We start from the raw sequence: 24,273 nt of genomic DNA, 5'->3' as shown, positions 1-24,273 counted from the left end.
GATCAGTTCTGCTCGATCGTAACACGCTCCTTGGCAGTGTCAGAGGCGGCATTGCCGGCACGCCGCTCGAGCATGAGCAGGGCAAGGCCGGCGGCGATGATCAGCGCGGAGCCGAACAGCATGGCCGAGCTCGGCCAGTCGCCGAAGACGAGCCAGCCGAAGACCAGCGCCCAGACGATCAGCGTGTACTGATAGGGCACCACGACCGAGGCCTCGGCCAGCTTGAGCGAGCGCGTCACGCAAAGATGCGCGACCATCGCGACGATGCCGAGGAGGCCGAGCAGGCCGAGATCGGGCAAGGTCGGCGTCACCCAGCCGAAGGGCAGCAACGCGACCCCGATCACCAGGGCGCCCAGCGTCTGCCAGAACACCAGCGTGACATCGGGCGTGCCGCGCAATTGCCGGCCAGTGATCATCATAGCCGCAAAGGAGAAGCTGCCGACGAGCGCGATGATCGCCGGCAGCGACAGGCTCTGCGCCGAGGGGTTGAGCGTGATCACGACGCCGACGAAGCCGGCCGCCACTGCGAGCCAGCGCCCGGCGTCGACGCGCTCTCCGAGCAGCAGCGCCGCCAGCACCACCGCCCAGATCGGCGCGGCCAGCCAGAACGTCATCGTGTCGGCGAGCGGCAGATAGGACACTGCCCAGTAGAACAGCGCGACCTCGCAGGAGCCGAGCGTGACGCGCAGCAGCTGCAGGCCGGGGCGTTCGGGCCGCAGCGTACGGGCGACGCCCTGCTTCACCACGAAGGGGATGATCGCCAGCAGGGCTGCGGCCGAGCGCAGTAGCAGGACCTGACCCACCGTATAGGTCGCGACCAGCCATTTCCCCATCACGTCGTTGAGCGAGAACAGCAGGATGCCGAGCAGCATCATCAGGATGCCGGCGAGCGTGGCGTTTCGGCTGGGCATGGTCTCGTGGGAGGCGGCGTACGGGGCGCCCTTCATGACCTGCAACCGCCGCAACCACAAGCGACGTGCATGCAAGGGGAGGGCGCGCCATCGGTGTGTCCCATATTTTTGCATTGACTTAATTAAGTGAGACATTAAATAAAAGCCATGGATCGCTTCACGGCCCTGGCTGACCCGACCCGCCGCCGCATCGTCGAGATGCTCGGCCGGCACGCCATGGCGGCCGGCGAGATCACTGCGCAGTTCGCCATGAGCGCGCCGGCGATCTCGCAGCATCTCAAGGTGCTGAAGGAGGCGGGGCTGGTCAGCGTCGAAGTCAGCGGCCAGCGCCGGATCTACCGGCTCGATCCCGACGGGCTCGATGCCTTCGACGCCTGGGTCCGGCAGGTGCGCGGCTTCTGGAATGCCGGGCTGGACCGCCTGGAACGAGAACTCGCAAAGCCCGACGACGACTGAGGAGAGGCGTGATGAACGAACATGGCGTGGTCCTGGAGAGCGGCGCGGTCCGCTTCGAGCGGCTCCTGCCCGGCCCGCTCGAACGGGTCTGGTCCTATCTCACCGAGTCCGACAAGCGCGGCACCTGGCTGGCCTCGGGCGAGATCGAGCCACGCGTCGGCGGCAAGGCCGATCTTCTGTTCAAGCATTCGCAAATCACCAGCGAGCCACCGCCCGAGCGCTATCGCGAGATGAACGACAAGGGCTGGCCGTCGAAGGGAACCGTCACGCGCTACGAGCCGATGACGGTGCTGGCGATGACCTGGCCGGGCGAGGGCGACGCAACCTCGGAGGCGACCTTCGAGCTCATCCCCGAGGGCGACAAGGTCAGGCTGGTGCTGACGCATCGCAAGCTCGCCGGCAAGGCCGAGATGATCGACGTCTCCGGCGGCTGGCACGCCCATCTCGGCATCCTGGAAGACAGGCTCGCCGGCAATCCGCCACGCGGCTTCTGGTCGAAGATCGAAGGGCTCGAGGCGGACTACGCCGAGCGGTACGCCGATCAGCCGGACTGACAACGGTCGATTTGCGCTGGTTCTGACCGAGCGGGTGAGCTGCTCTCCCGCTCGTGACTTGGTCTCAGGGTGTCGGATCGACTAAACTTGCTCCGTTGCAACGGAGTATGTCCGTCATGTTGATCAAGCGTCGCGCCGGCTGGGAGATGCCCGAAAGCCAGGCGACACCGGAATCCGTCTTCCTCAATCGCCGGCAATGGCTCGCCGGCAGTGCCGGCGCCATCGCCGGTGCCGCCTTGCCGCAGGCCGCCGGTGCGCAGGGGGCCGATCCGACGCTCGACCTCTACCCTGCCAAGCGCAACGCGGCCTATACGCTCGACCGGCCGGTGACCGACGAGGAACTGGCGGCGAACTACAACAACTTCTACGAGTTCGGCACCTCCAAAGAGGTGGCCGCCGCGTCGAAGCGGCTGGTCACGCGGCCCTGGACGATCACGATCGACGGGCTGGTCGAGAAGCCGTTCGAAATCGGCTTCGACGACCTGATCAGGAAGGTCACGCTGGAGGAGCGGCTCTATCGCTTCCGCTGCGTCGAGGCCTGGTCGATGGCGGTGCCGTGGACCGGCTTCCCGCTGAAGGAGCTGGTCGCGCTGGCAAAGCCGCTCTCGGGTGCGAAATACGTGCAGATGCAGACGTTTCTGAACCCGAAGATGGCTCCCGGCCAGTCGCAGCGCTGGTATCCCTGGCCCTACACCGAGGGGCTGACCATTGCCGAGGCGACGCATGACATGACGCTGATGGTGACCGGCATCTACGGCAAGCCGATCCCGACCCAGCACGGCGCGCCGCTGCGGCTGATCACGCCGTGGAAATACGGCTTCAAGTCGGTCAAATCGATCAGCAAGATCAGCTTCGTCGCCGAGCGGCCGAAGACCTTCTGGGAGGGTCTTCAAGCCTCTGAATACGGCTTCTGGGCCAATGTGAACCCGGAGGTTTCGCATCCGCGCTGGAGCCAGGCCAGCGAGCAGGTGCTGGGCACGCGCGATCGCAAGCCGACGCTGCTGTTCAACGGCTATGCCGAGCAGGTGGCCGATCTCTACAAGGGACTGGAGAAGGAACGGCTCTGGGCGTGAGCCGGGCTTTCTCGCTCCCCAACCAAGTTATCCCGGACAAGCGGCGATAGCCGCGCCGATCCGGGATCCATTCCGGAGCCTTTCCGAAAAAGGTTCCGGAATGGATCCCGGGTCTACGCTTCGCTCCGCCCGGGACGACAAGTGATGGAGACGGCAGGAATCGGGTGCCCTGGAGCCCGCTGCCGCGCTATCGTCCGTTCATGCAGAACTTCTGTCTCTTCACCACCGCGATCGGCACCTGCGCCCTGGTCTGGCAGGGCGAGCGCATCGTCGCGGCGCAATTGCCCGAGCGCGACGAAGATGCCGCCCGGCGGCGGCTGGGGCGGCGCTTTCCAGACAGCGTCGAGGCCGAGCCGCCTACCTTCGTGCGGCAGGCGATCGCCGATATCGTCGCCCTGCTGGCCGGCGAGCAGCGTGATCTGTCGCATCTGCCGATCGATCTCTCGGCCACGCCCGAATTCAACCGGCGCGTCTACGCCGTGGCGCTTGCGATCCCGCCCGGCGAGACCCTGACCTATGGCGAGGTGGCGGCGCGGATCGGCGAGCCCGGGGCGGCGCGGGCCGTCGGTGTCGCGCTCGGCCAGAACCCGATCCCGATCATCGTGCCCTGCCATCGCGTGCTCGCTGCGGGCGGCAAGACCGGCGGCTTCTCGGCCGATGGTGGCGTCGAGACCAAGCTGAAGATCCTGACGATCGAGAAGGCTCGCACCAGCGCCGAGCCGTCACTGTTCGGCGATCTGCCGCTGCAGGCGCGGCTGCGGTAAAGCAGGGCCCGCTGCTGTGCAGCGAGCCCGTTCGGTGTCGGCCGTCAGTTCTTCGCCAGGCCCAGATCCTTCAGCACGCCGTTGCCGCGCTCGCTGAAGGTCTTCACATAGTCCTGCAACTGCGCCGGCGTGTCCCAGACCGGGGTGATGCCACGATCGGCCATCCCCTTGCGGACATCTTCGCGCTTCATCGTGCGTTCTGCCGCCTCGTAGAGGATCTTGCGGCGATCGGCCGGCACGCCCTTGGGGGCGGCGATGGCGAACCAGTTCTGATAGGTCCAGTCGAGGCCGGCTTCCTTGGCGCTGGGCACGTCGGGGAAGTTCGGGTGACGCTCCTCGGTCATCATCAGGATGGTGCGCACGCGCCCGCCGTCGAGCATCGCCTTGGCTTCGATCGGCGAGCCGGTGAAGGCGGTGATGCCGCCGGCGGCGAGATCCTGCAGCGCCGGAGCGCCGCCATTGCTCGGCACCCAGCGGATCTGGTCGGCCGGCAGGCCGGCCGCCTTCATCAGCCCGCCCGAGGCGATGTGCCAAGAGCCGCCGGTGCCGGTGCCGGACGAGGTGAAGGTGCCCTTCGGGCTCTCCTTCACCGCCTTGAGGAAGTCGGCGACGGTCTTGTAGGGCGCGTCCGCCTTGATCGTGACGCCCGCGGGAATCAGCGAGACGCGCGAGAACATGTCGACGCTGTCGACGGTCAGGTCACCGAGGCCGAGCGTCTTGAAGAACGAGAGCTCCGGGCTGACGCCGCCGATGGTGTAGCCGTCCGCCGCGCCGGTCGCGATCGCGGTATGGCCCGTGACGCCGCCGCCGCCGGTGCGGTTGATGACGTTGACCGGTTGCTTCAGCTCGGCCTCGAGCCCGTTGGCGAAGATGCGCATCACCGCGTCCATGCCGCCACCGGCCGCCCAGGGCACGATCAACTGCACCGGCCGATCCGGGAAGGCGAAGGCTGGCGCCGCGCCGATCGCGAGCGTGGCTACAGCCAGAGCGAGCCTGCGGAAACCCTTCATCGTACTCCTCCCTTGCTTTGTCATTGCCAGGCTTGTCCCGGCTTCTTGCATGCAAGGAGTAGAGCGCTCGTGTTCCAGCCGCAAGAGTGTATGCGGAATTTTGTATGCAGGACAAGGAGCCTCGCTGCCGTGAGCGGACAACGGCTACGGAAACGCTTGGTCTTCAAGGTACTCGACGCAGGGAGACCAGAAGGCCCGCTGTGACCAGCGTCACGCCCAGCGCAACGAAGAGGCTGGGCGCCTCGCCAAGGAAGACATAGCCCGCAATCGCGGTCAGGCCGGGTACGGCGGCGGTGAAGAGCGCAACCCTGGCGGCGCCCAGCAGTGAGACGGCCCGCGTGTAGACGAAGATCGAGACCGCCCCGATCAGGACACCCTGAAACAGACCTTGGACCAGGAGATCCTGCAGCGAGGCGCGAAACAGCATCTTGCCGGGCAAGACGGCGTAGATCGGCAAAAAGGCGATCGCCGAGACGACTGCGACGATCGCCGCGGCACGCGTCGCCGGGAGATCGAGCTCCCTGACGTAGAGCCCGTAGCCCGACCAGCACAGCGAGGCTGCCAGCAGGCAGGCGTCTCCCAGAAGCAGCCGCCAGGACGCGTGCCCGAAGCCATCCCAGGCCATTGTGACGATGCCGAGGCCGATGACCACCAGCCCGACGGTCTGTCGGCCTTGCGGCAGTTTGCTCGTAACGACCCACAGCAATATGGCGGTGGTCAACGACAATGTGCCGTGCAACAGGACGGCACCGTGCGCCGCGGGCGCGAGCGCAAAGCCCGCATAGGCGAACAACGCGAAGCCGAGCCCGCCCAAGATCGACAACGCCAGGGCTTGCGCCGGCCGCAAGCCGCTCAACCCGTGCTTCAGCACGATCGGCAGCAACAGCAGCCCGCCGATGCCGAAGCGCAGCGCCGCCATATCCGGCAGGGTCAAGGCGGTCGAAAGCCCGGCTCTCGACACGAGGACGAAGCCCGAGAACAGGAGCACGACAAGGCAGGCGTAGGCGATGGCTTGCACGTGGCCGGCTCCTCGCCGGGCGCTGTGCCCGGATCTGGCCAACCTGCAGCACCGAAAGCGATGGCGATATTCACTAGCGGGTATACTTGCGCCGAGTGCCACGCGAGCCGGTCAGAAGGCCTGCGCAAGGCCGGCCCCTCGGCAAGGCACTTGCTATTCGAGACGCATGGCGACCTCATCTGCCGCGGCTGGACGATTGCGAGATGGGCGAGGACGATGGTTTTGGTGAGACGGCTCGTTCCGGCGGAGTGGCGCGAGGCCTTCCCGATCGTCGTGCAATTGCGGGTAGCGCTCGACGAGGCGGAGTTTCTGCACCGCGTGCGGCGGCAATCCTTCTCGGGCTACGAGCTGGTCGGCGCCTTCCGTGACGGCGCACTGGTCGGCGTGCTCGGCATGCGACCGGTCCATACGTTGTCGCGCGGGGCGTATCTGCACGTCGACGACCTCGTGGTGGACGATCGGGTCCGCAGCGGCGGCATCGGCCGGGCGCTGCTCGCCTTCGCCGAGGCGGATGCAAGGGCGCGCGGCCTCAACGCAGTCTTCCTCGATGCCAGGCGCGAGGCGATCCCGTTCTACGAGCGCGAGCGCTATGCCTTCCATCCGGCGCCGTCGATGAAGAAGCTGCTCGGCGGTTGAGGCGTCCGCTCACAGAGGGATCGCGGTCGTCTCCTTGGCGGTCTTGTTGACCACCATGGTATAGTAGCGCGTGACGTTGCTGCCTTCGCCGAACAGCAGCTCGCAGAGCGCCGTCACCTCGTCCATGTCGGCGACGCGCAGCATCAGGATCACATCGGTCTGGCCGGTGACGCCATAGGCCTGGACGACGGCCGGTTGGCGCGCCGCCAGTTCGAGGAAGCGACGCCGGTTCGGCTCGTCATGCCGGGCGAGCTCGATGGCGATGATCACCTTGAGGCCCTTGCCGCTCTTGGCGGGATCGAGGATCGCGACCGTTCGCAGGATCAGTCCAGCCGCTTCCAGCCGCCTGATCCGGCGCAGGCAGCTCGATGGGGCGAGCCCGACCTCATCGGCCAGCTGCGCATTGGTGCGCGAGGCGTCGGCCTGGAGCAGGTTCAGCAGCGTCCTGTCGATCCGATCCATCGCGGGCATCTCCGGCGAGCCTCGTGCAATAAAATTGCATATAGCCGGCGATTTTGACCACCACCAAGCATGCATCGGCGCTAGCGTCCCGGCACCAATCGAGGATTGCCGCCGATGCCGCTCCAGACCCAATTCCAGCGCAAGACAATCGAGACCTTTGCCGTCTACCGCGAGCTCGTCGTGGTCATGGTGCCGATCGCGATCGCGACTCAGGCTCTGGCCGAGTTCGGGGTTATCAAGGCCGTCTCGCCCTGGCTGGCGCCGGCGATGCAGCTTTTCGGCCTGCCGCCGGAGCTGGCTCTAGCTTGGCTGACTGGTTTGCTGGTCGGGATGTGGGGCGGGGTGGTGGTCCTGTTCACTTTGGTGCCGACGCTGGCGCTCAGCAGCGCCGACATGACGGTGTTCTCGGCCCTGCTGCTGCTGGCGCATGCCATCCCGGTCGAGCAGCGCATCGTCGCCAGGGCTGGGCCGAATTTTTGGGCGACGTCGATCATCCGCATCGCCGGGGCGATGGCCTTCGCCGCGCTGCTGCACCAGCTCTTTGCCGCGACCGGCTGGCTGGCGCAGCCGATGGCCCCGGTCTGGACGCCCGCGGCGGGCGAGGTCGGCTGGCTCGGCTTCTCCTACGGGCTGGCCAAGACACTGGTCGTGATGCTCGCAGTTCTGCTCGTTCTGACCTGGGTGATGGAACTACTCAGAGCGGCAGGCATCCTCGATGTGCTCTACAGGGCACTCGCTCCGCTGTTCCGTCTGGTCGGCCTTAAGCCCGAGGCGCTGCCGTTCACCACTGTCGGCCTGCTGCTCGGCATCTCCTATGGCAGCGGATTGATGCTGGCGGAGGTGCGCCGGCAGCCGATCGAGCCGCGGCAAATCTTCATCGCCAGCGTCTTCATGGGCTTCGCCCACAGCCTGATCGAGGACACGCTGATCATGGTGGCGCTGGGGGCCGATATCGCCAGCATTCTGGCCGGGCGGCTGATCTTCGCGATTGCAGCGACCGCGGCGATCGCTTTTGTCCTCGACAGGTTTTCGGACGCGCCGGTCGCGGCGAGTGACTCCGCGAGCCGCTCTTAGCTCAGACTGAACGCCTCATGGATCGCACTCTGGACGCCGCCGCCCATGACCGGGCCGCCGCCGGCGACGTGGATGGCGTCGCCGACCAGCGCGGCCCCGAGCCCGTGGCGCGGGGTCAGCATCGGGGCGTATTGCTCCCAGCCGTCGCTGGCGGGGTCATAGGCCTCCATCTGGCCGAAGACGCGATTGGTGCCTTCGCCGCCCATGATGAAGACCTTGCCGCGATAGAGCACGGCGCCATGGCCTGAGCGGGCGGTCGGCAGCGGGTTGCGCGGCGCCCATTTGTCGGTCGCCGGGTCATAGGCGTGGTGCAGGTTCGAATTGGTGTGGAAGCTGTCGACGCGCCCGCCGATGACGTGGATCAGCTGTCCGATCGCCAGCGTCCCGGTATGGTCGCGCGCCGTCGGCAGCGGCGTGCGCTCGCTCCAGGCATCGGCCTTGGGATCGTAGACGCGGTGCCAGTTGATCGAGGTCTTGCTCTCGGTGGTGTCGCCGATGGCGCCGCCGATCGAATGTAATACGCCGTTCAGGCCGACGATCGCGGCCGAGCCGACGGGGCGAGGCAGGGGCGCGATCTCGGCCCATTTGTCCGCCTTGGGATCGTAGACGAAGCAGCGCGGATGCGGCTTGCGGTTCTGCTCGAGGAAGCCGCCGATGGCGTAGAGTTTCCCATCGAGGAAGGCGACGCCGACATGGTTGGCGCCCAGCGGCAACGGCGCGCCGTCGCTCCATGTGTCGGCCTTGGGATCGTAGACATGGTGATAGGGCCGGTCGGTGCGCTGCTCGCCATAACCGCCGACGATGTGCATGCGGTCGTCATGCGCCGCCGCCCAGGCCATTTCGGAGCGCGGCAGCGGCAGCAGCGCCTTCGTGCTCCAGCGGCCGGGACTGGCTGCCTTCGGGGCCGGTGAATCAAAGACGTTCTGCGACGCCGCGAGCTCGGGCTTGCCGATCCGGCCGGGCTGGTTCAGCCGCTCGTAATGCCCGCCATGCTGCTCGTGCCCGGGCTGCTGGGCGAGGGTGGGGGCGGCGAGACCGGCGGCCCCGGCGGCGATGAAACTGCGGCGGCTCAGGCTGGTCATGATGCGTCCTCCCATGATGAACCTACGGCTGGCAGGGGCGTTGGCAATGGGCGCCGTCGGCGTGCAAGCTGGCGACGGAATCACGACCTGGTGAAAGGCGAGCCGCATGACGCGCTGGCAATGGCTTCTGGCGCAGTTCACGCGACGGCTCTGGGTGCGCTCGGCCCTGTTCTCGCTGCTCGGTGCGCTGACGGCGCTCGTGGCGATCTGGCTGAAGCCGTTCATTCCGCCGGCCGTCTCGGTCCGGATCGGCGCCGACGCCGTCGATAATGTGCTCGGCATCATGGCATCGAGCATGTTGGCGGTGACGACCTTCTCGCTCGGCGCCATGGTCTCGGCCTACGCCGCTGCGGCGACCGGCGTCACGCCACGGGCGACGATGCTGCTGCTGCAGGACACCAAGGCCCAGAACGCGCTCTCGACGTTCATCGGCGCCTTCCTGTTCAGCATCGTCGGCATCGTGGCGCTCAGCACCGGCGTCTATGGCGGCGAGGGGCGCGCCGTCCTCTTCATCGCGACCATCGCGGTGATCGCCCTCGTGGTGGTCACCCTGCTGCGCTGGATCGAATACCTTTCGCGCCTCGGGCGGCTGGGGGAAACGACCCGGCGGGTGGAGGAAGCCGCAGCCGAGGCGTTACGCGAGCGCCGGCGGAAGCCGCATCTCGGTGCCTTGCCGCCACCAGCCGGGGGCATGGCGGAGGGCGTGCCGATCCTTGCGAGCGAGACCGGCTATCTCCAGCATCTCGACGTCGCAGCGCTCGACAAGCTGGCGCAGGCGGCCGGCGGGCGCATCGACGTGCTGGTACTGCCCGGCGCATTCGTGGCGCGTGAGAGCATCCTCGCCCGTTCGAGTCGCCGGCTGGCAGATGAGCAACTCGGGGCCGTGCAAAAAGCCTTCAGCATCGGCGACATGCGCTCGTTCGACCAGGACCCGCGCTTCGGCCTGTCGGTCCTCGCCGAGATCGCCTCGCGGGCGCTGTCGCCGGCGGTCAACGATCCGGGTACCGCGATCGACGTGATCGGGCGCGCGGTGCGGATCCTGTCGATTTGGGCCGGGGAGGGCGCGGAGGAGGAGCCGGTCTGCCGGCATGTCACGGTCCCCGGCCTCGACGAGCACGACCTGCTCGACGACGTGTTCTCGCCGTTGGCGCGCGACGGAGCCGCCCTGGTCGAAGTCGGCATCAGGGTGCAGAAGGCGCTCGCCATCCTGGCAGCCACCGGTTCGGGCCGGCTGATGCCAGCTGCGCTGCGCCACGCCGAGCTCGCGGCGGCACGTGCCGTGGCGACGCTGACGTTCGAACCGGACCGGCGCGCAGTGGTCGACCTTTCCGCAAGGGTGCGCGCTGCGGCGAAGCTGGGCAACTGAGCCGGCACGCAGCGCGGGCATCGCGGTTGCGCGGCGGGTCCGCTTCAGCATACTGCATGCGCTGTTATCGTGCGGCACTTGAAACGGTTGAAATTGTAAAAAGACGAGGAAGCGCATGTCTGGGCATAACAAGGTCGCGATCATCACCGGTGCCGGCTCGGGCGTCGGCCGGGCCGTCGCCATCGCCTTCCTGAAGGACGGCTATCGCACCGTGCTGGCCGGGCGCCGCACCGATGCCCTCGAAGAGACGATCACGCTCTCGGGCGCGCCGGCGGCGCAGGCGCTCGCGGTCTCGACCGACGTGACCGACAAGACGTCGGTCGAGGCGCTGTTCGCTGCCACTAAGGCGAAGTTCGGCCGCGTCGACGTGCTGTTCAACAATGCCGGCGTCAATGCGCCGGGCGGCGTGCTGCTGGAGGACCTCTCGCTGGAGGACTGGCAGAGGGTGGTCGACACGAACCTGACCGGCCCGTTCCTGTGCACGCAGGAGGCCTTCAAGGCGATGAAGTCGCAGGAGCCGCGCGGCGGGCGCATCATCAACAACGGCTCGATCTCGGCGCAGGTGCCGCGCCCGAACTCGGCCGCCTACACCGCGACCAAGCACGCCATCTCCGGCCTGACCAAGACCGCCTCGCTCGACGGGCGCAAATACGACATCGCCGTCGGCCAGGTCGATATCGGCAATGCGCTGACCGAGATGGCCAAGAAGATGACCACCGGCGTGCCGCAGCCGGACGGCTCGATCAAGGTCGAGCCGGTGATGGATGTCGACCATGTCGCGACCACTGTCCTGCATATGGCCGGCCTGCCGCTCGAGGCCAACATCCTCTTCGTCACGGTGATGGCGACCAAGGCCCCGCTCGTCGGGCGCGGCTGAGGGGCACGCCCCCACAAGCGCCGGCGCCGTGATTGGCGATCCGCTGTCGTCCTGGTCGGGCCAGTCCCGGCCGTCCACGGCTTGCGACGAGCGGTTTTTGCGCGACACTGTCCGGGGCGACTCGGGAGTGCCGCGCTTGTCAGCCTTCGATGCCTCGGAACAGCGCGAAAACGCGGATGGTCGGCCCAAGGCCGACCATGACGGGCACGGCGTTCGCATCGAGAGCGAACCCGGCCATGCCGCGCCGGTCGATCCGAAAGTCGGGCGCGCCTATCGCCTGACGATCTGGGGCATCGCGCTCGGCATCCTGATCTTCGCCGGCAATGTCGTGCTCTGGGCGATTGCCGTGGGCAACAACCAGCTGTTCAAGGACGGCGTCGACTGGGTCTACGACGTCGCGCTCTACGGCATCGCGGCGCTGGTCTTCGGCCGCGACGAGCGGGCCGAGAAGGTGGCGGCGCTCGCCATCGGCGCGGTGATGGCGGTTGCGGGCCTGCACACCCTCTACGACCTCTGGGACAAGATCCTGCGGCCGCGGCCGATCGAGCTCTTCACGCTTGGCTTCTCGGCGGCGAGCGCGATCCTGATCGCCTATCTCATCATCGGCGTGCTCTGGCGCTTCCGGGCCGAGACCAACCCGGTGATCAAGGCGACCTGGCTGTCCTCGCGCAACGATGCGATCTCGACCACTGGCTTCGCGCTGCTCGGCCTCGCCGCGCGACTGCTCTCGGTGCGCTGGCCGGAATATCTGTTCGACCTCTTCGTCGCCTTCCTCTGCTTCCAGGCGAGCTGGGCGATCTGGCGGGCGACGAAGCAGCCGCAGGATCGGAAGAAAACCTCATCATAAGACAGGGCTCTGTCGTCCCGAGCGACCGAAGGGAGACCCGGGACCCATGCCTGAACCTCCTTAGGGAAGGCTCCGGAATGGATCCCGGGTCTCCGCTGCGCTCCGCCCGGGATGACCCAAGTAGGGAGGCATGAGAAGAAACTTCTCCTCCGACCAAGGTCGTACGACCCAATTCTTCCGCCTTGATGGCAAACAAAAAAATCCTGTCCGGCTTCTCCGGCGAGCCGCGTGGCGAAATCATGGCAGCCCCTGCAATTCATGCCGAAACGCGCCGATAGCCCGGCTCTTTCGGCGCCAAGGAGCGCCAGAATGTCCGTCCTGTCTTTCATCCGCCACGGCGTGACTGCACTGGCCGCGAGCCTCGTGCTCGGCGGCGCGGCGCTGGCACAGTCCGGCCCGCTGGTCTCGACCGAGTGGCTGGAGAAGAACCTCAGCGATCCCAAGGTCAGGATCGTCGAGGTCAGCGTCGAGCCCGGCATCTACGAGCGTGGCCATATCCCCGGCGCGCAGAACATCGCCTGGCATACTGATCTGGTCGAGACCGTTTCGCGCGACATCGCCGGTCCCGAGAAGTTCCAGGCGCTGGCCCGCAAGCTCGGCGTCGACAAGGACGTCACCGTCGTCCTCTACGGCGACAACAACAACTGGTTTGCTGCCTGGGGCGCCTGGGTGTTCGACATCTACGGCCTGCGCGACAACGTGAAGCTGCTCGATGGCGGCCGCAAGAAATGGGAGCTGGAGAAGCGCCCGGTCGCGACCAATCCGGTGCCGGTCAAGGCGTCTACCTTTACAGTCGGCGAGCCGAACAAGGCGCTGCGCGCCCGCCTCACCGACGTCGTCGCCAGCGTCGAGAAGAAGTCGGACGCCCGCATTCTGGATATCCGCTCGCCCGACGAATTCTCCGGCAAGATCATCGCCCCGGCCGGCTTCCAGGAACTGGCGCTGCGCGCCGGCCATATCCCCGGCTCGGTCAACGTGCCGTGGGCGCGGGCGGTCAACCAGGCCGACGGCACGCTGAAGTCGCCGGAAGAGCTGAAGAAGCTCTATGCCGAGGTCGGCATCGACGGCTCCAAGCCGGTGATCACCTCCTGCCGCATCGGCGAGCGCTCAAGCCACACCTGGTTCATCCTGACGCGCGTGCTCGGCTACCAGGCCGCCAATTATGACGGCTCCTGGACCGAATACGGCAACGTCGTCGGGCTGCCGATCAGCAATCCGGCCGGCACAGTCTGGGGCGGCAAGTAAGCTCCCTGATGAGTATCTCCGACGATAGCGGCGCGCTGGACTATGAGCTGGCGCGCCGGCAGGCGGGGGCGGAGCCGATCAGGCTGCCGCCCCTGCGCTACATCGCTGCAGCGGTCGTCGCCGTAGCAATCGCAATTTCCATCTATCTGGTCGGGCGCCACGGCGATCCGGCGCCGCAGCTCCAGCTCTCGCTGATTTTGGGTGCCGCCTTCGGCTTCGTGCTGCAGCGGGCGCGCTTCTGCTTCTTCTGCATCTGGAAAGACTGGCTCGACCGGCGCGATCCGCGCGGGTTGCTCGGCATCCTCGCCGCACTGGCTGTCGGGCTTGCCGGCTACACCCTGATCTATGGCGCCTGGCTGCCCGATCCCACAGGCACGCGCCTGCCGCCGACGGCGCATATCGGCCCGGTCGGCCCGGCGCTGGTGCTGGCGGGGCTCGCCTTCGGCGCCGGCGTGGCGATCTCCGGCTCCTGCATCAGCGCCCATCTCTACCGCCTGGGCGAGGGCTCGCCGACCTCTCCTTTCGCGCTTATAGGCGCAGGCCTTGGCTTCATCCTCGGATTCCTGAGCTGGAACGAGCTCTATCTGCTGACGATCTCGGAGTCGCCGGTGCTCTGGGTGCCGCGCCAGCTCGGCTATGGCGGGGCGCTGCTGGCCGGGCTTGCCGTGTTCGGGGCCGCGGCCTGGTGGCTGCTGCGGGCCGGCAGGCCGAGCGAGCAGGGTGCATCGGAGAACGCGCCAGCCGACCCAATCGCTGCAATTGTCCTGCGACGCTGGCCGGCCTGGCTCGGCGGGCTCTTCGTCGGGCTGATTGGCGTCGCAGCTTATCTTCGCCTGTCGCCGCTCGGCGTCACCGCCGAGCTCGGCTCGCGCTCGCGGCAATTGGCGACCGGGTTCGACTGGTTGCCGGCGCGCCTGGAAGGGCTCGACAGCTTCCGCGGCTGCGCCACCCTGATCCGCGATGCACTGCTGACGCCGAACGGGCTCTTCGTTGCCGGGCTGGTCGCGGCCGCCTTCGCTGCGGCGCTGGCGGCGGGCGAGTTCAAGCCAAGGCGGCCGGATGGCGGGCATGTGTTGCGCGGGCTGGTCGGTGGCGTGCTGCTCGGCTGGGGCACGGTGTTCGGGCTCGGCTGCACGGTCGGCACGCTCCTCTCGGGCATCTCGGCCGGGGCGGTCTCGGGCTGGGTGTTCGCGCTCGGGCTGGTCGTCGGGGCGACGGTGACACTGAAGGCGGGGCGGCGGCTGCGGCTGTTGGATTGAGGCGCTGTGCCCATCTGCCACTTGCGCAACAAGGCGCAGACATGGGGGCAGGCTGGGCTATAACGGTGGCATCGGTTCGAGGATGTCCCCGAGGAAGCTTGTATGTCGATTGCCGCCAAACTGCCCTCCATCCTGATCGCCAATCGCGGCGAGATCGCCTGCCGGGTGATCCGCACCGCCAGGCGGCTCGGCCTGCGCACAATCGCGGTCTATTCCGACGCCGATGCGCAGGCGCTGTTCGTCGAGATGGCGGACGAGGCTTATCGGATCGGCCCGGCGCCAGCGCGTGAGAGCTATCTCGATGCGCAGAAGATCCTCGCGGTCGCCAAGCAAGCCGGCGCGGCCTGCATCCATCCGGGCTATGGCTTCCTGTCCGAGAATGTCGAATTTGCCGAGGCCTGCGCCGCGGCCGGCATCGTCTTCGTCGGCCCGCCCGCCTCCGCCATCAGCGCCATGGGTCTGAAGGATGCGGCGAAGGCACTGGTCGAGAAGGCGGGTGTCCCGGTCGTGCCGGGCTATCACGGCGCCGAGCAGGGCGTCGATTTCCTCAGCCAGGAGGCCGAGCGCATCGGCTATCCGGTGCTGATCAAGGCGGTCGCCGGCGGCGGCGGCAAGGGCATGAAGAAGGTCGATCGGCCCGAGGACTTCGCCGATGCGCTTTCCAGCGCCCAGCGCGAGGGCAAGAATGCCTTCGGCGATGCGCGGGTGCTGGTCGAGAAATACGTGCTCTCGCCGCGCCATGTCGAAATCCAGGTATTCGGCGACAGCCATGGCAATGTCGTCCATCTCTACGAGCGCGACTGCTCGCTGCAGCGCCGCCACCAGAAGGTTATCGAGGAGGCGCCGGCGCCGGGCATGACGCCGGAGGTGCGCGCCGCCATGGGCAAGGCGGCGACGGAGGCGGCCAAGGCGGTCGGCTATGTCGGCGCCGGCACGGTCGAGTTCATCGCCGACGGGCGCGACGGCCTCAGGGCAGACCGCTTCTACTTCATGGAGATGAATACCCGCCTCCAGGTCGAGCATCCCGTCACCGAGGCGATCACCGGGCTCGATCTGGTCGAGCTGCAGCTCAAGGTCGCGGCCGGCGAGCCGCTCGGCTTCACCCAGGATGACGTTCGCGCCGAAGGGCACGCCGTCGAGGCGCGGCTCTATGCCGAGGATCCGGAGAAGGGCTTCCTGCCGTCTACCGGCAAGCTCTGGGCGCTGCAATTCCCGCAGAGCGAGGACATCCGCATCGATACCGGCGTCGAGGCCGGCGATTCGGTGACGCCGTTCTACGATCCGATGATCGCCAAAGTGATCGCCCATGGCCGCAGCCGCGACGAGGCGCTCGACCATCTCGCCTTCGCGCTCGGCGAGACCATCGTCGCCGGGCCCCGCACCAATCTCGCCTTCCTGAAGAAGCTGGCCGAGGCCGAGGGGTTCCGGAAGGGTCCGTTCGATACCGGTTTCATCGAGCGCAACATCGAGGCGCTCGGGGCCGAGCCGCAGCCGCTCGATGCGGCCGCGGTCGCGGCGGCGGCGCTGCAACTGGAAGAGGAGCGGCAGGTGGCGCTGCTCGACCTCGCGATCGAGCGGACCGGCGATGAGGCCAAGTCGCCCTGGCTCGACGCCGATGCCTTCTCGATCATGCCACGCCCGGCGCTTGGCCTGCCGCTTTTGGTCGATGGCGAGCGGATCGAGGCCAGGATCGAGTGGAACGGCGACGCTGCGCGCGTCTCGTTGCCTGGCCATCCGCTTGATGAGGGCGAGCACGAGGTGACGCTGGCCCGCGCCGAGGCAGGCACCTATCTCGCGCTGCATCGCGGCCGCCAGACCTCCGTCGCGCTGTTCGATCCGTTCAGCGTCGATCTCGATGCCGTCGCCGGCGCCGGCGGCGTGATCAAGGCGCCGATGCACGGCAAGCTGATCGCGCTTTTCGTCACGGCCGGGGAGGCGGTGGTGAAGGGCCAGCGGCTCGCCATCGTCGAAGCCATGAAGATGGAGCATGTGCTGACCGCCCCGCGCGACGGCACCGTCACCGAGCTCGGCGCCGAGCCGGGCGCGCAGGTGGCCGAGGGCGCGAAGGTGGTCGTGCTCGGGGAGTGAACCTAGAGCCCCTTCCTTCCCAATGACGGCTTCAAGCCTTCGGGCTTGGTGCGAAGCGGTAGTGGATGATGTCCGTGACCACGGCCTCTTCGCGCGTCCGATTGCGATAGCCGTGCCGGCGGTCGGCCGGGAAGCGCAGCGACTGGCCCTGTCTGAGCGGCCGCCACTCCTCCTCGACCAGCAGCTCGACCTCGCCATGCTGGACGGTGATGTGCTCGACGACGCCGACGTCGTGCGGCTCCGAGATGCTCTCGAAGCCGGGTGCGAAGGTGAGCTCGTAGAGCTCGAAGCCGAACCGCGCCTCGTAGGGAAAAACAAGAGCCCGCTGCATGCCTTCCTGCGATGGGCGCACGCGCAAGTCGGCGGCGTCGCGCAGAAGCAGTACGTCGCCGCTCCCGCCATCGGCCTCCAGCAGCGCGGTCATGGGAACCCCCAGGCCCGTGGCGAGCTTCCAGAGCGTCGCGATCGTCGGTGCGGATTCGCCCCGTTCGATCTGGCCCAGCATCGCCTTGCTGACGCCGGTGCGCGCCGCCGTCTGGTCGAGGCTCCAGCCGCGGTCGCTTCGGATCGACTTGAGCAGCTTCGGGGTATCGACCGGGCCGACGGGCTTCATGGCAGGCGCTCTCCAGTCTGTGCGTTATTGCGCACGGGATGTTTGTGCGCTAAAGCGCACGCGTCGTTCCTACCATCCCGCCGAAGGCTTGTCCCATGCAGCCGAACACCAGGCTCGACCTCGACCGCATCCGGCAGGCGCAGCGAGAAATTTCGCTGCTGTTTCGCGATACGCCGCAGTTCCAATCTCCGACACTCGGCGAATTGCTCGGCTGCGAGCTCGTCATCAAGCTCGAGACTGCGAACCCGATCGGCTGCTTCAAGGGGCGCGGGACCGAGGTCGCGATGGCGCGGCTCGCCAGGAGTTCAGGCCCAAAGGCTGCGGTCTGCGCCAGCGCAGGCAATCTTGGCCAAGCGCTGGCCTATAGCGGCCGGTCGCGCGGCATCGACGTCATAGTGATCGCGGGGAGGGGCGCCAATGCCGGCAAGATCGAGCGCATCCGCCGCTTGGGCGGAGCGGTCGAGCTGGTCGAAGGCGATATCGAGACGGCCCGCGAGCGCGCGCGGGAGATCGCGGGTGGTGGCGAAGCCTTCCTGATCGAGGACAGCGAAAACCTCGACACCTGCGAGGGCGCGGCGACGATCGGGCTCGAACTCGTCGAGGGGGCAGGGCGTGTCGATACCGTGCTGCTCGCGCTCGGTGGCGGTGCGCTGGCCACCGGCGTCGGCCATGTCATGAAAACCCTGTCGCCTGCGACCGAGATCGTCTGCATCCAGCCGAAAGGTGCGCCGGCCCTGGCGCTGTCGTGGCGAGCCCGATCGGTCGTGACGACCGAGAGCACCGACACGATCGCCGACGGCGTCGCCGGGCGGTTTCCGATACCGGAGGTGCTCGACGACCTCATCGCCCTCGCCGACCATGTTCCGCTGGTCGAGGAAGCCAGCATCGTCGAGGGCATGCGGCTGCTCTACCGGCATGCCGCGCTCGTCACCGAGCCCTCGGCGGCGCTCGGCATCGCCGCAATGCTGGAAGAGCCCGAACGTTATCGCGGCAAGCGCGTCGCCACGGTGATCTGCGGGGCGAATGTCCTGCCGGAGCGGTTCAGCGCCTGGATGCGGGATTAGAGCGCGTCCAGCGCGACGATCGCCCGCTCGGCTACGGCGAGATTGATCTGCGCCAGAGGGTCCTCGTCTTCGTCGAACCAGGCGGTCGAGAGTCCGCACCAGGCCAGGATCCACATCAGGAGTCGGCGGCGCTCCAGCCCGGATTTCGCCAGCACGATCTCCAGCCGGCGCTCGAAGCGGCCGGGCAAGACCGCGACCGGCGGTTCGGGGTCGGCGAGATCGGGATCGCAGAACAGGATCGTGTATTCGAAGGCGCGATCACCGATCACCGATTTCGGATCGATGGCGAGCCAGCCCCTGGCCTCGAAATCGAGGACGTTGTCATGGTGGAGGTCGGCGTGGAGCGGCACGATCTCGCGCTGCGCCGGAAGCAATTCGTTGGCGACTGTGGCCGCGCGGGCGAGGATGCCACCGTGCTGCTGAGCCATCGGGAAGAGGTCCTTGAACCAGGTTTCCAGCGGGATCAGGCCTGAGGGCGCCGGGCCGCGCGGCTTCTGCAAAGCGGCGATGGCGTCGCAGAGGATGGCCGTCGCCTCGTCATCGCCAGTTGCACCGCTGCGGGCCATGGCGGCGAGCGAGCGGGAGCCGGTTGCGCGCTCGATCAGCATGGCCTCGCCATTGTCGCTGCGGGCGAAGAGGCGGGCGGCGCCATCGCCGGCCCAGTAGTCGAGCGGCAGGTAGCCGCGCCGTTCGTCCTCGACCTCGGGCAGCTTCAGCATGGCCGGCTGGCTCTGGTGCAGGACGGGCAAAAGCTGGCTGGCATGGGTGCGGATCGGCTCGCCGGCGGGGTCGAGGTTCCAGCGGATCAGCCAGGGCGAAAAGGCGTCGGTCGGCATCGTCGGTCGTCAGTTCCGTCATTGCGAGAGCGAGCGAAGCAATCCAGCGGGACTGCGCGAGCCGCTCTGGATTGCTTCGTCGCTGCGCTCCTCGCAATGACGCTGGAGGTTAGTCCGCCGCCCGGCCGCGACCGATCAGCGGGAACTGCTCGACCTCGTAAATCTGGCCGGAGACGTGGCCGCTCTCCTCCGACAGCCAGAAGGCGGTGTGGGCGGCGATCTCGGCCGGCTGCATGATCTGGCCAAAGGGCGCGAATTCGAGCGGCACTTCCTTCTCCCAGCCCGGCCTCTTGCCCTCGCGCTGCTGCGTCGCATCCTCGTTGGCGGTGAAGGTCCAGCCGACATTGAGCTGGTTGACCCGGATATGCTCGCGCCCGAGCGTGTTGGCCAGGTTGCGCGTCATCGTCATCAGCGCGCCCTTCGACATCGAATAGACGGTGAGGTTGGAGTTGCCGCAATATGCGTTGATCGAGCCGACGGTGAGGATCGAGCCGCCGGACTTCTGCAGGCGGAAGGCGCGGATCGCCGCCTCGGCGCAGAGCAGGGGCGCACGGGTGTTGATCGCGAAGATGTGGTCGAAGAAGGCAGCGGTGGTCTCAGCCAGCACGCCGCGCGGATAGATGCCGGCATTGTTGACCAGGCCATCGATGCGGCCGAAGGCCTTGCGGGTCGCGTCGACCAGCGCCTGGGCCGTCGCCGGCTCGGCGAGATCGCCGATCGCGCCCGAGGTCGCGGGGCCGAGCTTGCGGCAGGCGGTGTCGACCTCGTTCTGCTCGCGGCCATGGATCAGCACCTTGGCGCCCTCGGCGATCAGGCGTTCGGCCATGGCGTAGCCGATACCGGTCGAGGAGCCGGTGACGAGAATGGCCTTGCCTTGCAGTCCGCGCATGTCGTGTCTCCGTTCGGGTCGGTGGCCTTAGTAGCCTGCGAGCGCGGCGCCGTCATGGCTGCATCCACGCCGACCAGCCCGGCATCTCTGCCGTCAGGCTCGCCCTTGCGGCGAGCATCCACGTCTTGAACACCGCTCTCGAGAAACGAAGACGTGGATGGTCGGGACAAGCCCGACCATGACGGGAAAGGGGGCGCCGGCTTGTGGAGAAAGGCCGTGGGCTCTGGCGAGCGGCTTCGGCGAGGATTAGGTTGCCCGCCATGCCGCTCCATATCCTCAAGCTCTGCGTCGGCGCCGACTCGATCAGCGATCTCGAAGAGTGGATCGCCGAGCGGCAGGCGCAGCGCCGCGCCCGGGGCGAGCCGGCGGAGCAACTGCACACCACCCGCATGGTGCCGAAGCGGATCGAGGAGATCGTCAATGGCGGCTCACTCTACTGGGTGATCAAGGGCCAGGTCTCGGCGCGCCAGCGCCTGATCGATATCCGCCCCTTCACCGATGGCGAGGGCATCGGCCGCTGCCATTTGGTGATGGAGCCGGTGGTGGTGCCGGTCGAGCCGCGCCCATTCCGGCCGTTCCAGGGCTGGCGCTACCTGCAGGACAAGGACGCGCCGCGCGACATCGACGGCCGCAGCGGCGATCTCGGCGTGATGCCCGAACAGATGCGGCGGGAATTGGCGGAGCTGGGGTTGCTGTAGGCGTTACGCAGCGCTTAGGCCGGCGGCTGCGATACGCTTCGAAGCCTTGTGCGAGACCGGCTACATCATGGTGGAAGCGCCGCCCATCGCGGTCAGGCGCATATGATGCGAACCACCATGCTCAGGATTTTTGCTCGCATTGCCGCTTTCGCCAAACGCCTTGATGCGCACCTGACGCGCGGCGTCGAGATGCGTGGCCGGCGGCTGGCCGGGCTTAAGCCTCTCGCACGCGCCCGGCCTGTCAACGCCAGACCTCTCAAGGCGCTGCCCCCGCGCCCGGCTGCTATCGCCGCCCACTAAGCCTGAAAATGGTCTTGTGGGCGGCGGTTCGCCTCACACCCCGATATTGTCGATCAGGCGCGTCGCTCCCAGCCGCGCCGCGATCAGCAGGCGGATCGGGCCGTCGGCGCGCGAGGTTACCGGCGCCAGCGTGTCGGCATGGCGGGCTTCGAGATAGTCGAGCTCGAAGCCGGCGGTGATGATCTCGTTCTGCGCGTCGGCGACCGCCTGGAACAGTGGGTCGTCATTGCGGATGCGGGCGGCGAGGGCCTGCATCACCTTGTGGAGCGTCGGCGCAAGGGCGCGCTCCTCGGCCGAGAGGTAGCGGTTGCGCGAGGACATGGCGAGACCGTCGGGCTCGCGGAAGGTCGCCAGCGGCACGATCTCGATGCCGAGATCGAGGTCGCGGGCCATGCGCGTCACCACCTTGAGCTGCTGGTAGTCCTTCTCGCCGAAGACGGCGAAATCGGCCTTGCTCTGCGTGAACAGCTTGCAGCAAACCGTTGCGACGCCTTCAAAATGCGTCGGGCGGAAGCGGTCCTCCAGGCCGACGGCGGCCGGGCCGAGCAGCAGCACGCGGCTGGCGAAGCCCGGCGGGTACATCTCCTCGACCGCGGGGAAATAGATCGCATCGGCGTTGGCGGCTTCGAGCTGGGCACGGTCGCTGTCGAAGGTGCGCGGGTACTTCTTGAAGTCCTCATGCGGCGCGAACTGCGTCGGGTTGACGAAGATCGAGACGATGACGCGGCGGGCATGCTTCTGCGCCTCGGTCACCAGCGCGATATGGCCTTCGTGCAGCGCGCCCATGGTCGGCACCAGCGCGACCTTCTCGCCGGCGGCATGCCAGGCCGCGACCGCCTCGCGCATCGCCTCGACCGTCTCGAACACCGCCACCTGCGACATAGCGCTTCTCCGAGGCATGTCCCGCAAAAGTGGGGACCATTTTTGCGGGACATGCCCAACTATTAAGTTGCGCGAATTCTGATCGTTCGACCGATACCGGTCGAACGGAAAGCGCGCGGCTCGGGGGACGGGTAGCAAATGCCGGCGACGCGGCCAATATCTTCGGCATGAGCGAATCCCGGCGAACAGCATGACGCGCGACAACGGCAAGGCAGTGGGCAAGGCGGGCGAAACGCGCCCGGTCGAGAATGCTGCGCGCTCCAAGCCTGGCGAGATCGACCGTTTCGTCGCGGCGGCGAAGCAGCTCGCGCCGCTGGCGACCGGGCAGGCGGGGCGGCTCGTCTTCGCGCTCGACGCGACGATGAGCCGGCAGCCGAGCTGGGATCTGGCCTGCTCGCTGCAGGGGCAGATGTTCGAGGTCGCGGCCAGGACCGGCGGGCTCGCGGTCCAGCTTGTCTATTTCCGCGGCTTCGACGAGTGCCGCGCCTCGGGCTGGCTCGGCGAGCCGCAGCGGCTGACCGGGCTGATGAACAAGATCGATTGCCGCGGCGGGCAGACGCAGATCGGACGCGTGCTCAAGCATATCCGCGACGAGGAGCGGCAGGTGCCGATTCGCGCCTTCGTCTATGTCGGCGATGCGATGGAGGAAGATGTCGACCGGCTCTGCGCGCTCGCCGGAGAGCTAGGCCTGCGCGGAGTCAAGGGCTTCCTGTTTCAGGAGGGGGCCGATCCGGACGCCAGCGCGGCCTTCGCCGAGATCGCACGCCTGACCGGCGGAGCCCATGCCCGCTTCGACGTCAACGCGCCCAATTCGCTGCTCGACCTGCTGCGCGGCGCAGCCGCCTATGCCAGCGGTGGACGCGAGGCGCTGCTGACGCTCGCGGGGCAGAATGCTGCGGCGCAGAGACTGCTGACGGCGATGGAGGGCCGGACATCGTGAGCCTGCTCTACGGTATCGCCACGCTGATCCTGATCTGGTGGTTGGCCAAGCTTTTCGCCGGCTCCGATCCGAAGAAGCTGGTGCGGCTCGGCAAGGTGGTCGGCGGCACGCTATCGCTCGGTGTCGCGGCGTTGCTGATGCTGCGCGGCCGCCCGGATATGGCGATCTTCCTCGCCGGGCTCGGCGCCTGGCTGCTGGGCTGGAGCGCCTATGGCCCGGGCGGCCTCAAGATGCCGGAATGGGCGAAGGACTGGGGCGGGACCGGCTCGGCCGGGCGCTCGAAGGTCGCATCGAGCCTGCTCGAGATGGAGCTCGACCATGACAGCGGTGGCATCAGAGGCAAGGTCCTGGCCGGCGCTTATGCGGGGCGCGATCTCGACGATCTCAGCCCGACCGAACTCAGTGCGCTGCTGCGCGAATGCCTCGCGGGAGATCCCGACGGGGCGCGCCTCCTAGAGGCATATCTCGACCGCCGGGCGCCCGGATGGCGTGAAGACGCTGATCGTCACCGCGACGCGGGGCAGCGCAGCCCGGCGCGCACGGGCGCGATGTCGGACGAGGAGGCCTACGAGATCCTGGGGCTTCACCCGGGGGCGGGCCCGGAGGCGATCCGCGATGCCCATCGGAGCCTGATGAAGCGGATCCATCCGGATGCCGGAGGTACCAGCGGGCTTGCCGCTCGCGTCAACCAGGCCAAGGATACCTTGCTGAAAAAGCATGGCTGATCTCCTTTCCGGACCGGTCAGCCGCGGGTGGCAAAGCAGGAGAAGCCGCCGCGCTTTAGCTGGGCGCAGGCCTTCTCGGCGTCCTTGGACTCCTCGAAGCCGGCGAAGCGGGCGCGGAACAGGGTGGCACCACCCTTCTCGACCTTTTCGGTGAAGGGCGAAGCGTCGGCGAGCGAACCGGAGGCCTTGGCGCGGGCGCGGCTGAGGATGTCCTTGGCCTTGGCCTCGTCGTCGGTGGCGCCGAGCTGGATCACCCATTTCGAGGCGATCGCGGTCTTCTCGGCTGGCTTGGGCTCGGCCTTGGCCTCTGGTGTCTTAGCGACATGCGCCACCTTGACCGGAGCCGGCGCCGGTTCGGGGAGGCGAGCCTCGACCTTCTTCGGCATGGGCTGGACCTCGTCCTTGAGCGCGACTTCAGCGACCTTGGCGATCGAGGACGTGGTGTCGACATTCGCCGGCGGGCGCAGGACCTTGCCTTCAGCCGGGGCGGCGCCGATCGACCAGCGCATCGCCGACGGCGTCGTCGTCGCGGCGACCGGGCGCATGTTGGAGAGAGCGAGCGCCTGGGCGCTGCCGCTCAGGGCGCGCGGCGGCGGCATCTGAG

The 24,273-nt window shown here is 67.7% G+C and carries 26 protein-coding genes; 16 read left to right on the top strand and 10 right to left on the bottom strand.

Features of this window, described 5'->3' with window-relative positions; translation table 11 throughout:
• Positions 1-2 precede the first annotated feature (2 nt).
• Positions 3-947, bottom strand: a complete 945-nt coding sequence (locus tag CXY91_RS15975; protein ID WP_248307511.1) for a DMT family transporter — start codon at positions 945-947, stop codon at positions 3-5.
• Positions 948-1,058: 111 nt separating this feature from the next.
• Between CXY91_RS15975 and CXY91_RS15970 the strand changes: the two genes are divergently transcribed.
• From CXY91_RS15970 to CXY91_RS15955, 4 genes are all read left to right on the top strand, one after another.
• Positions 1,059-1,367 carry a metalloregulator ArsR/SmtB family transcription factor gene (locus CXY91_RS15970; protein WP_100962297.1) on the top strand — a complete coding sequence of 103 codons (309 nt, stop codon included), beginning with the start codon at positions 1,059-1,061 and terminating at the stop codon, positions 1,365-1,367.
• An 11-nt stretch (positions 1,368-1,378) separates the two neighbouring features.
• On the top strand, positions 1,379-1,921 hold the full coding sequence (locus CXY91_RS15965) for an SRPBCC family protein (protein WP_091842116.1): 543 nt from the start codon (positions 1,379-1,381) through the stop codon (positions 1,919-1,921).
• A 116-nt stretch (positions 1,922-2,037) separates the two neighbouring features.
• Positions 2,038-2,994 carry a protein-methionine-sulfoxide reductase catalytic subunit MsrP gene (msrP, locus tag CXY91_RS15960; protein WP_100962370.1) on the top strand — a complete coding sequence of 319 codons (957 nt, stop codon included), beginning with the start codon at positions 2,038-2,040 and terminating at the stop codon, positions 2,992-2,994.
• Between the two features lie 200 nt (positions 2,995-3,194).
• Complete coding sequence (locus CXY91_RS15955; RefSeq protein ID WP_100962369.1) at positions 3,195-3,758, top strand: methylated-DNA--[protein]-cysteine S-methyltransferase; 564 nt, start codon at positions 3,195-3,197, stop codon at positions 3,756-3,758.
• Between the two features lie 44 nt (positions 3,759-3,802).
• Here the strand turns inward: CXY91_RS15955 and CXY91_RS15950 are convergent, their stop codons facing one another.
• Positions 3,803-4,768, bottom strand: a complete 966-nt coding sequence (locus tag CXY91_RS15950; RefSeq protein ID WP_158673440.1) for a Bug family tripartite tricarboxylate transporter substrate binding protein — start codon at positions 4,766-4,768, stop codon at positions 3,803-3,805.
• Between the two features lie 163 nt (positions 4,769-4,931).
• Positions 4,932-5,786: a DMT family transporter gene (locus CXY91_RS15945; RefSeq protein ID WP_100962295.1), complete on the bottom strand. Its 855-nt coding sequence runs from the start codon at positions 5,784-5,786 to the stop codon at positions 4,932-4,934.
• 225 nt (positions 5,787-6,011) lie between these two features.
• Between CXY91_RS15945 and CXY91_RS15940 the strand changes: the two genes are divergently transcribed.
• Entirely contained in the window at positions 6,012-6,422 is a 411-nt protein-coding gene (locus tag CXY91_RS15940; protein WP_199777465.1) for a GNAT family N-acetyltransferase, read from the top strand.
• Positions 6,423-6,431: 9 nt separating this feature from the next.
• On the opposite strand, the gene CXY91_RS15935 is transcribed toward CXY91_RS15940, so the two are convergent.
• Positions 6,432-6,884 (bottom strand): Lrp/AsnC family transcriptional regulator, encoded by a 453-nt coding sequence (locus CXY91_RS15935; RefSeq protein ID WP_100962293.1) that lies wholly within the window; start codon positions 6,882-6,884, stop codon positions 6,432-6,434.
• Between the two features lie 114 nt (positions 6,885-6,998).
• Here CXY91_RS15935 and CXY91_RS15930 point away from each other — a divergent pair, with 114 nt between their 5' ends.
• Positions 6,999-7,958, top strand: a complete 960-nt coding sequence (locus CXY91_RS15930) for a nucleoside recognition domain-containing protein (RefSeq protein ID WP_100962292.1) — start codon at positions 6,999-7,001, stop codon at positions 7,956-7,958.
• Here CXY91_RS15930 and CXY91_RS15925 read toward each other — a convergent pair.
• Positions 7,955-9,040, bottom strand: coding sequence for a Kelch repeat-containing protein (locus tag CXY91_RS15925; protein ID WP_100962291.1), 1,086 nt, complete (start codon positions 9,038-9,040; stop codon positions 7,955-7,957). The two genes, CXY91_RS15930 and CXY91_RS15925, sit on opposite strands and share 4 nt — an antisense overlap.
• Before the next feature lie 106 nt (positions 9,041-9,146).
• On the opposite strand from CXY91_RS15925, the gene CXY91_RS15920 reads away from it, so the two are divergent.
• The 6 genes from CXY91_RS15920 (at position 9,147) to CXY91_RS15895 (ending at position 16,722) form a co-directional block, all read left to right on the top strand.
• Positions 9,147-10,406, top strand: coding sequence for a DUF2254 domain-containing protein (locus CXY91_RS15920; RefSeq protein ID WP_100962290.1), 1,260 nt, complete (start codon positions 9,147-9,149; stop codon positions 10,404-10,406).
• A 115-nt stretch (positions 10,407-10,521) separates the two neighbouring features.
• Positions 10,522-11,283 (top strand): SDR family oxidoreductase, encoded by a 762-nt coding sequence (locus tag CXY91_RS15915; protein WP_091842095.1) that lies wholly within the window; start codon positions 10,522-10,524, stop codon positions 11,281-11,283.
• Between the two features lie 136 nt (positions 11,284-11,419).
• Positions 11,420-12,130, top strand: a complete 711-nt coding sequence (locus CXY91_RS15910) for a cation efflux transmembrane domain-containing protein (protein WP_100962289.1) — start codon at positions 11,420-11,422, stop codon at positions 12,128-12,130.
• A gap of 309 nt (positions 12,131-12,439) precedes the next feature.
• Positions 12,440-13,375, top strand: coding sequence for a sulfurtransferase (locus tag CXY91_RS15905; RefSeq protein WP_100962288.1), 936 nt, complete (start codon positions 12,440-12,442; stop codon positions 13,373-13,375).
• An 8-nt stretch (positions 13,376-13,383) separates the two neighbouring features.
• Positions 13,384-14,634: a YeeE/YedE family protein gene (locus CXY91_RS15900; protein ID WP_100962287.1), complete on the top strand. Its 1,251-nt coding sequence runs from the start codon at positions 13,384-13,386 to the stop codon at positions 14,632-14,634.
• Positions 14,635-14,736: 102 nt separating this feature from the next.
• Entirely contained in the window at positions 14,737-16,722 is a 1,986-nt protein-coding gene (locus CXY91_RS15895) for an acetyl/propionyl/methylcrotonyl-CoA carboxylase subunit alpha (protein ID WP_100962286.1), read from the top strand.
• A gap of 31 nt (positions 16,723-16,753) precedes the next feature.
• On the opposite strand, the gene CXY91_RS15890 is transcribed toward CXY91_RS15895, so the two are convergent.
• A complete protein-coding gene (locus CXY91_RS15890; RefSeq protein WP_100962285.1) occupies positions 16,754-17,335 on the bottom strand; it encodes a helix-turn-helix domain-containing protein in 582 nt (193 codons plus the stop codon).
• 95 nt (positions 17,336-17,430) lie between these two features.
• Between CXY91_RS15890 and CXY91_RS15885 the strand changes: the two genes are divergently transcribed.
• A complete protein-coding gene (locus tag CXY91_RS15885) occupies positions 17,431-18,399 on the top strand; it encodes a threonine ammonia-lyase (RefSeq protein WP_100962284.1) in 969 nt (322 codons plus the stop codon).
• On the opposite strand, the gene CXY91_RS15880 is transcribed toward CXY91_RS15885, so the two are convergent.
• Entirely contained in the window at positions 18,396-19,235 is an 840-nt protein-coding gene (locus CXY91_RS15880; RefSeq protein WP_100962283.1) for an aminoglycoside phosphotransferase family protein, read from the bottom strand. The two genes, CXY91_RS15885 and CXY91_RS15880, sit on opposite strands and share 4 nt — an antisense overlap.
• Positions 19,236-19,344: 109 nt before the next feature.
• Positions 19,345-20,124 carry an SDR family NAD(P)-dependent oxidoreductase gene (locus tag CXY91_RS15875; protein ID WP_100962282.1) on the bottom strand — a complete coding sequence of 260 codons (780 nt, stop codon included), beginning with the start codon at positions 20,122-20,124 and terminating at the stop codon, positions 19,345-19,347.
• 260 nt (positions 20,125-20,384) lie between these two features.
• Here CXY91_RS15875 and CXY91_RS15870 point away from each other — a divergent pair, with 260 nt between their 5' ends.
• The gene (locus CXY91_RS15870) at positions 20,385-20,822 is read left to right on the top strand and encodes a DUF1489 family protein (RefSeq protein ID WP_091842072.1); all 438 of its coding nucleotides are present in this window, start codon (positions 20,385-20,387) and stop codon (positions 20,820-20,822) included.
• A gap of 333 nt (positions 20,823-21,155) precedes the next feature.
• Here the strand turns inward: CXY91_RS15870 and panC are convergent, their stop codons facing one another.
• The gene (panC, locus tag CXY91_RS15860; RefSeq protein ID WP_199777464.1) at positions 21,156-22,004 is read right to left on the bottom strand and encodes a pantoate--beta-alanine ligase; all 849 of its coding nucleotides are present in this window, start codon (positions 22,002-22,004) and stop codon (positions 21,156-21,158) included.
• Between the two features lie 190 nt (positions 22,005-22,194).
• Between panC and CXY91_RS15855 the strand changes: the two genes are divergently transcribed.
• Both CXY91_RS15855 and CXY91_RS15850 read left to right on the top strand, forming a co-directional pair.
• Positions 22,195-22,944: a hypothetical protein gene (locus tag CXY91_RS15855; RefSeq protein WP_100962279.1), complete on the top strand. Its 750-nt coding sequence runs from the start codon at positions 22,195-22,197 to the stop codon at positions 22,942-22,944.
• A complete protein-coding gene (locus tag CXY91_RS15850; RefSeq protein ID WP_248307510.1) occupies positions 22,941-23,669 on the top strand; it encodes a DnaJ domain-containing protein in 729 nt (242 codons plus the stop codon). Before CXY91_RS15855 ends, CXY91_RS15850 begins: the two co-directional genes overlap by 4 nt.
• Positions 23,670-23,686: 17 nt before the next feature.
• On the opposite strand, the gene CXY91_RS15845 is transcribed toward CXY91_RS15850, so the two are convergent.
• Positions 23,687-24,273 (bottom strand): SPOR domain-containing protein (locus CXY91_RS15845; protein ID WP_199777463.1); only part of this gene is annotated, 587 nt, incomplete at its 5' end.

Origin of the sequence: Allobosea sp. FBZP-16 (assembly GCF_002831785.1) — a bacterium.
GTDB lineage: Bacteria > Pseudomonadota > Alphaproteobacteria > Rhizobiales > Beijerinckiaceae > Allobosea > Allobosea lupini.
Note: the sequence above shows the minus strand (reverse complement) of the source record. Positions and strands in the feature narration are given on the sequence as shown.

What these genes read in the sequence shown, in the direction of transcription:
- CXY91_RS15875 (WP_100962282.1), bottom strand. Translation starts at nt 20,124, where the DNA reads ATGCGCGGACTGCAAGGCAAGGCCATTCTCGTCACCGGCTCCTCGACC.
- CXY91_RS15950 (WP_158673440.1), bottom strand. Translation starts at nt 4,768, where the DNA reads ATGAAGGGTTTCCGCAGGCTCGCTCTGGCTGTAGCCACGCTCGCGATC.
- CXY91_RS15895 (WP_100962286.1), top strand. Translation starts at nt 14,737, where the DNA reads ATGTCGATTGCCGCCAAACTGCCCTCCATCCTGATCGCCAATCGCGGC.
- CXY91_RS15890 (WP_100962285.1), bottom strand. Translation starts at nt 17,335, where the DNA reads ATGAAGCCCGTCGGCCCGGTCGATACCCCGAAGCTGCTCAAGTCGATC.
- CXY91_RS15905 (WP_100962288.1), top strand. Translation starts at nt 12,440, where the DNA reads ATGTCCGTCCTGTCTTTCATCCGCCACGGCGTGACTGCACTGGCCGCG.
- CXY91_RS15935 (WP_100962293.1), bottom strand. Translation starts at nt 6,884, where the DNA reads ATGGATCGGATCGACAGGACGCTGCTGAACCTGCTCCAGGCCGACGCC.
- CXY91_RS15915 (WP_091842095.1), top strand. Translation starts at nt 10,522, where the DNA reads ATGTCTGGGCATAACAAGGTCGCGATCATCACCGGTGCCGGCTCGGGC.
- CXY91_RS15880 (WP_100962283.1), bottom strand. Translation starts at nt 19,235, where the DNA reads ATGCCGACCGACGCCTTTTCGCCCTGGCTGATCCGCTGGAACCTCGAC.
- CXY91_RS15920 (WP_100962290.1), top strand. Translation starts at nt 9,147, where the DNA reads ATGACGCGCTGGCAATGGCTTCTGGCGCAGTTCACGCGACGGCTCTGG.
- CXY91_RS15925 (WP_100962291.1), bottom strand. Translation starts at nt 9,040, where the DNA reads ATGACCAGCCTGAGCCGCCGCAGTTTCATCGCCGCCGGGGCCGCCGGT.
- msrP (WP_100962370.1), top strand. Translation starts at nt 2,038, where the DNA reads ATGTTGATCAAGCGTCGCGCCGGCTGGGAGATGCCCGAAAGCCAGGCG.
- CXY91_RS15955 (WP_100962369.1), top strand. Translation starts at nt 3,195, where the DNA reads ATGCAGAACTTCTGTCTCTTCACCACCGCGATCGGCACCTGCGCCCTG.
- CXY91_RS15965 (WP_091842116.1), top strand. Translation starts at nt 1,379, where the DNA reads ATGAACGAACATGGCGTGGTCCTGGAGAGCGGCGCGGTCCGCTTCGAG.
- CXY91_RS15970 (WP_100962297.1), top strand. Translation starts at nt 1,059, where the DNA reads ATGGATCGCTTCACGGCCCTGGCTGACCCGACCCGCCGCCGCATCGTC.
- CXY91_RS15975 (WP_248307511.1), bottom strand. Translation starts at nt 947, where the DNA reads ATGAAGGGCGCCCCGTACGCCGCCTCCCACGAGACCATGCCCAGCCGA.
- CXY91_RS15855 (WP_100962279.1), top strand. Translation starts at nt 22,195, where the DNA reads ATGACGCGCGACAACGGCAAGGCAGTGGGCAAGGCGGGCGAAACGCGC.
- CXY91_RS15885 (WP_100962284.1), top strand. Translation starts at nt 17,431, where the DNA reads ATGCAGCCGAACACCAGGCTCGACCTCGACCGCATCCGGCAGGCGCAG.
- CXY91_RS15930 (WP_100962292.1), top strand. Translation starts at nt 6,999, where the DNA reads ATGCCGCTCCAGACCCAATTCCAGCGCAAGACAATCGAGACCTTTGCC.
- panC (WP_199777464.1), bottom strand. Translation starts at nt 22,004, where the DNA reads ATGTCGCAGGTGGCGGTGTTCGAGACGGTCGAGGCGATGCGCGAGGCG.
- CXY91_RS15900 (WP_100962287.1), top strand. Translation starts at nt 13,384, where the DNA reads ATGAGTATCTCCGACGATAGCGGCGCGCTGGACTATGAGCTGGCGCGC.
- CXY91_RS15870 (WP_091842072.1), top strand. Translation starts at nt 20,385, where the DNA reads ATGCCGCTCCATATCCTCAAGCTCTGCGTCGGCGCCGACTCGATCAGC.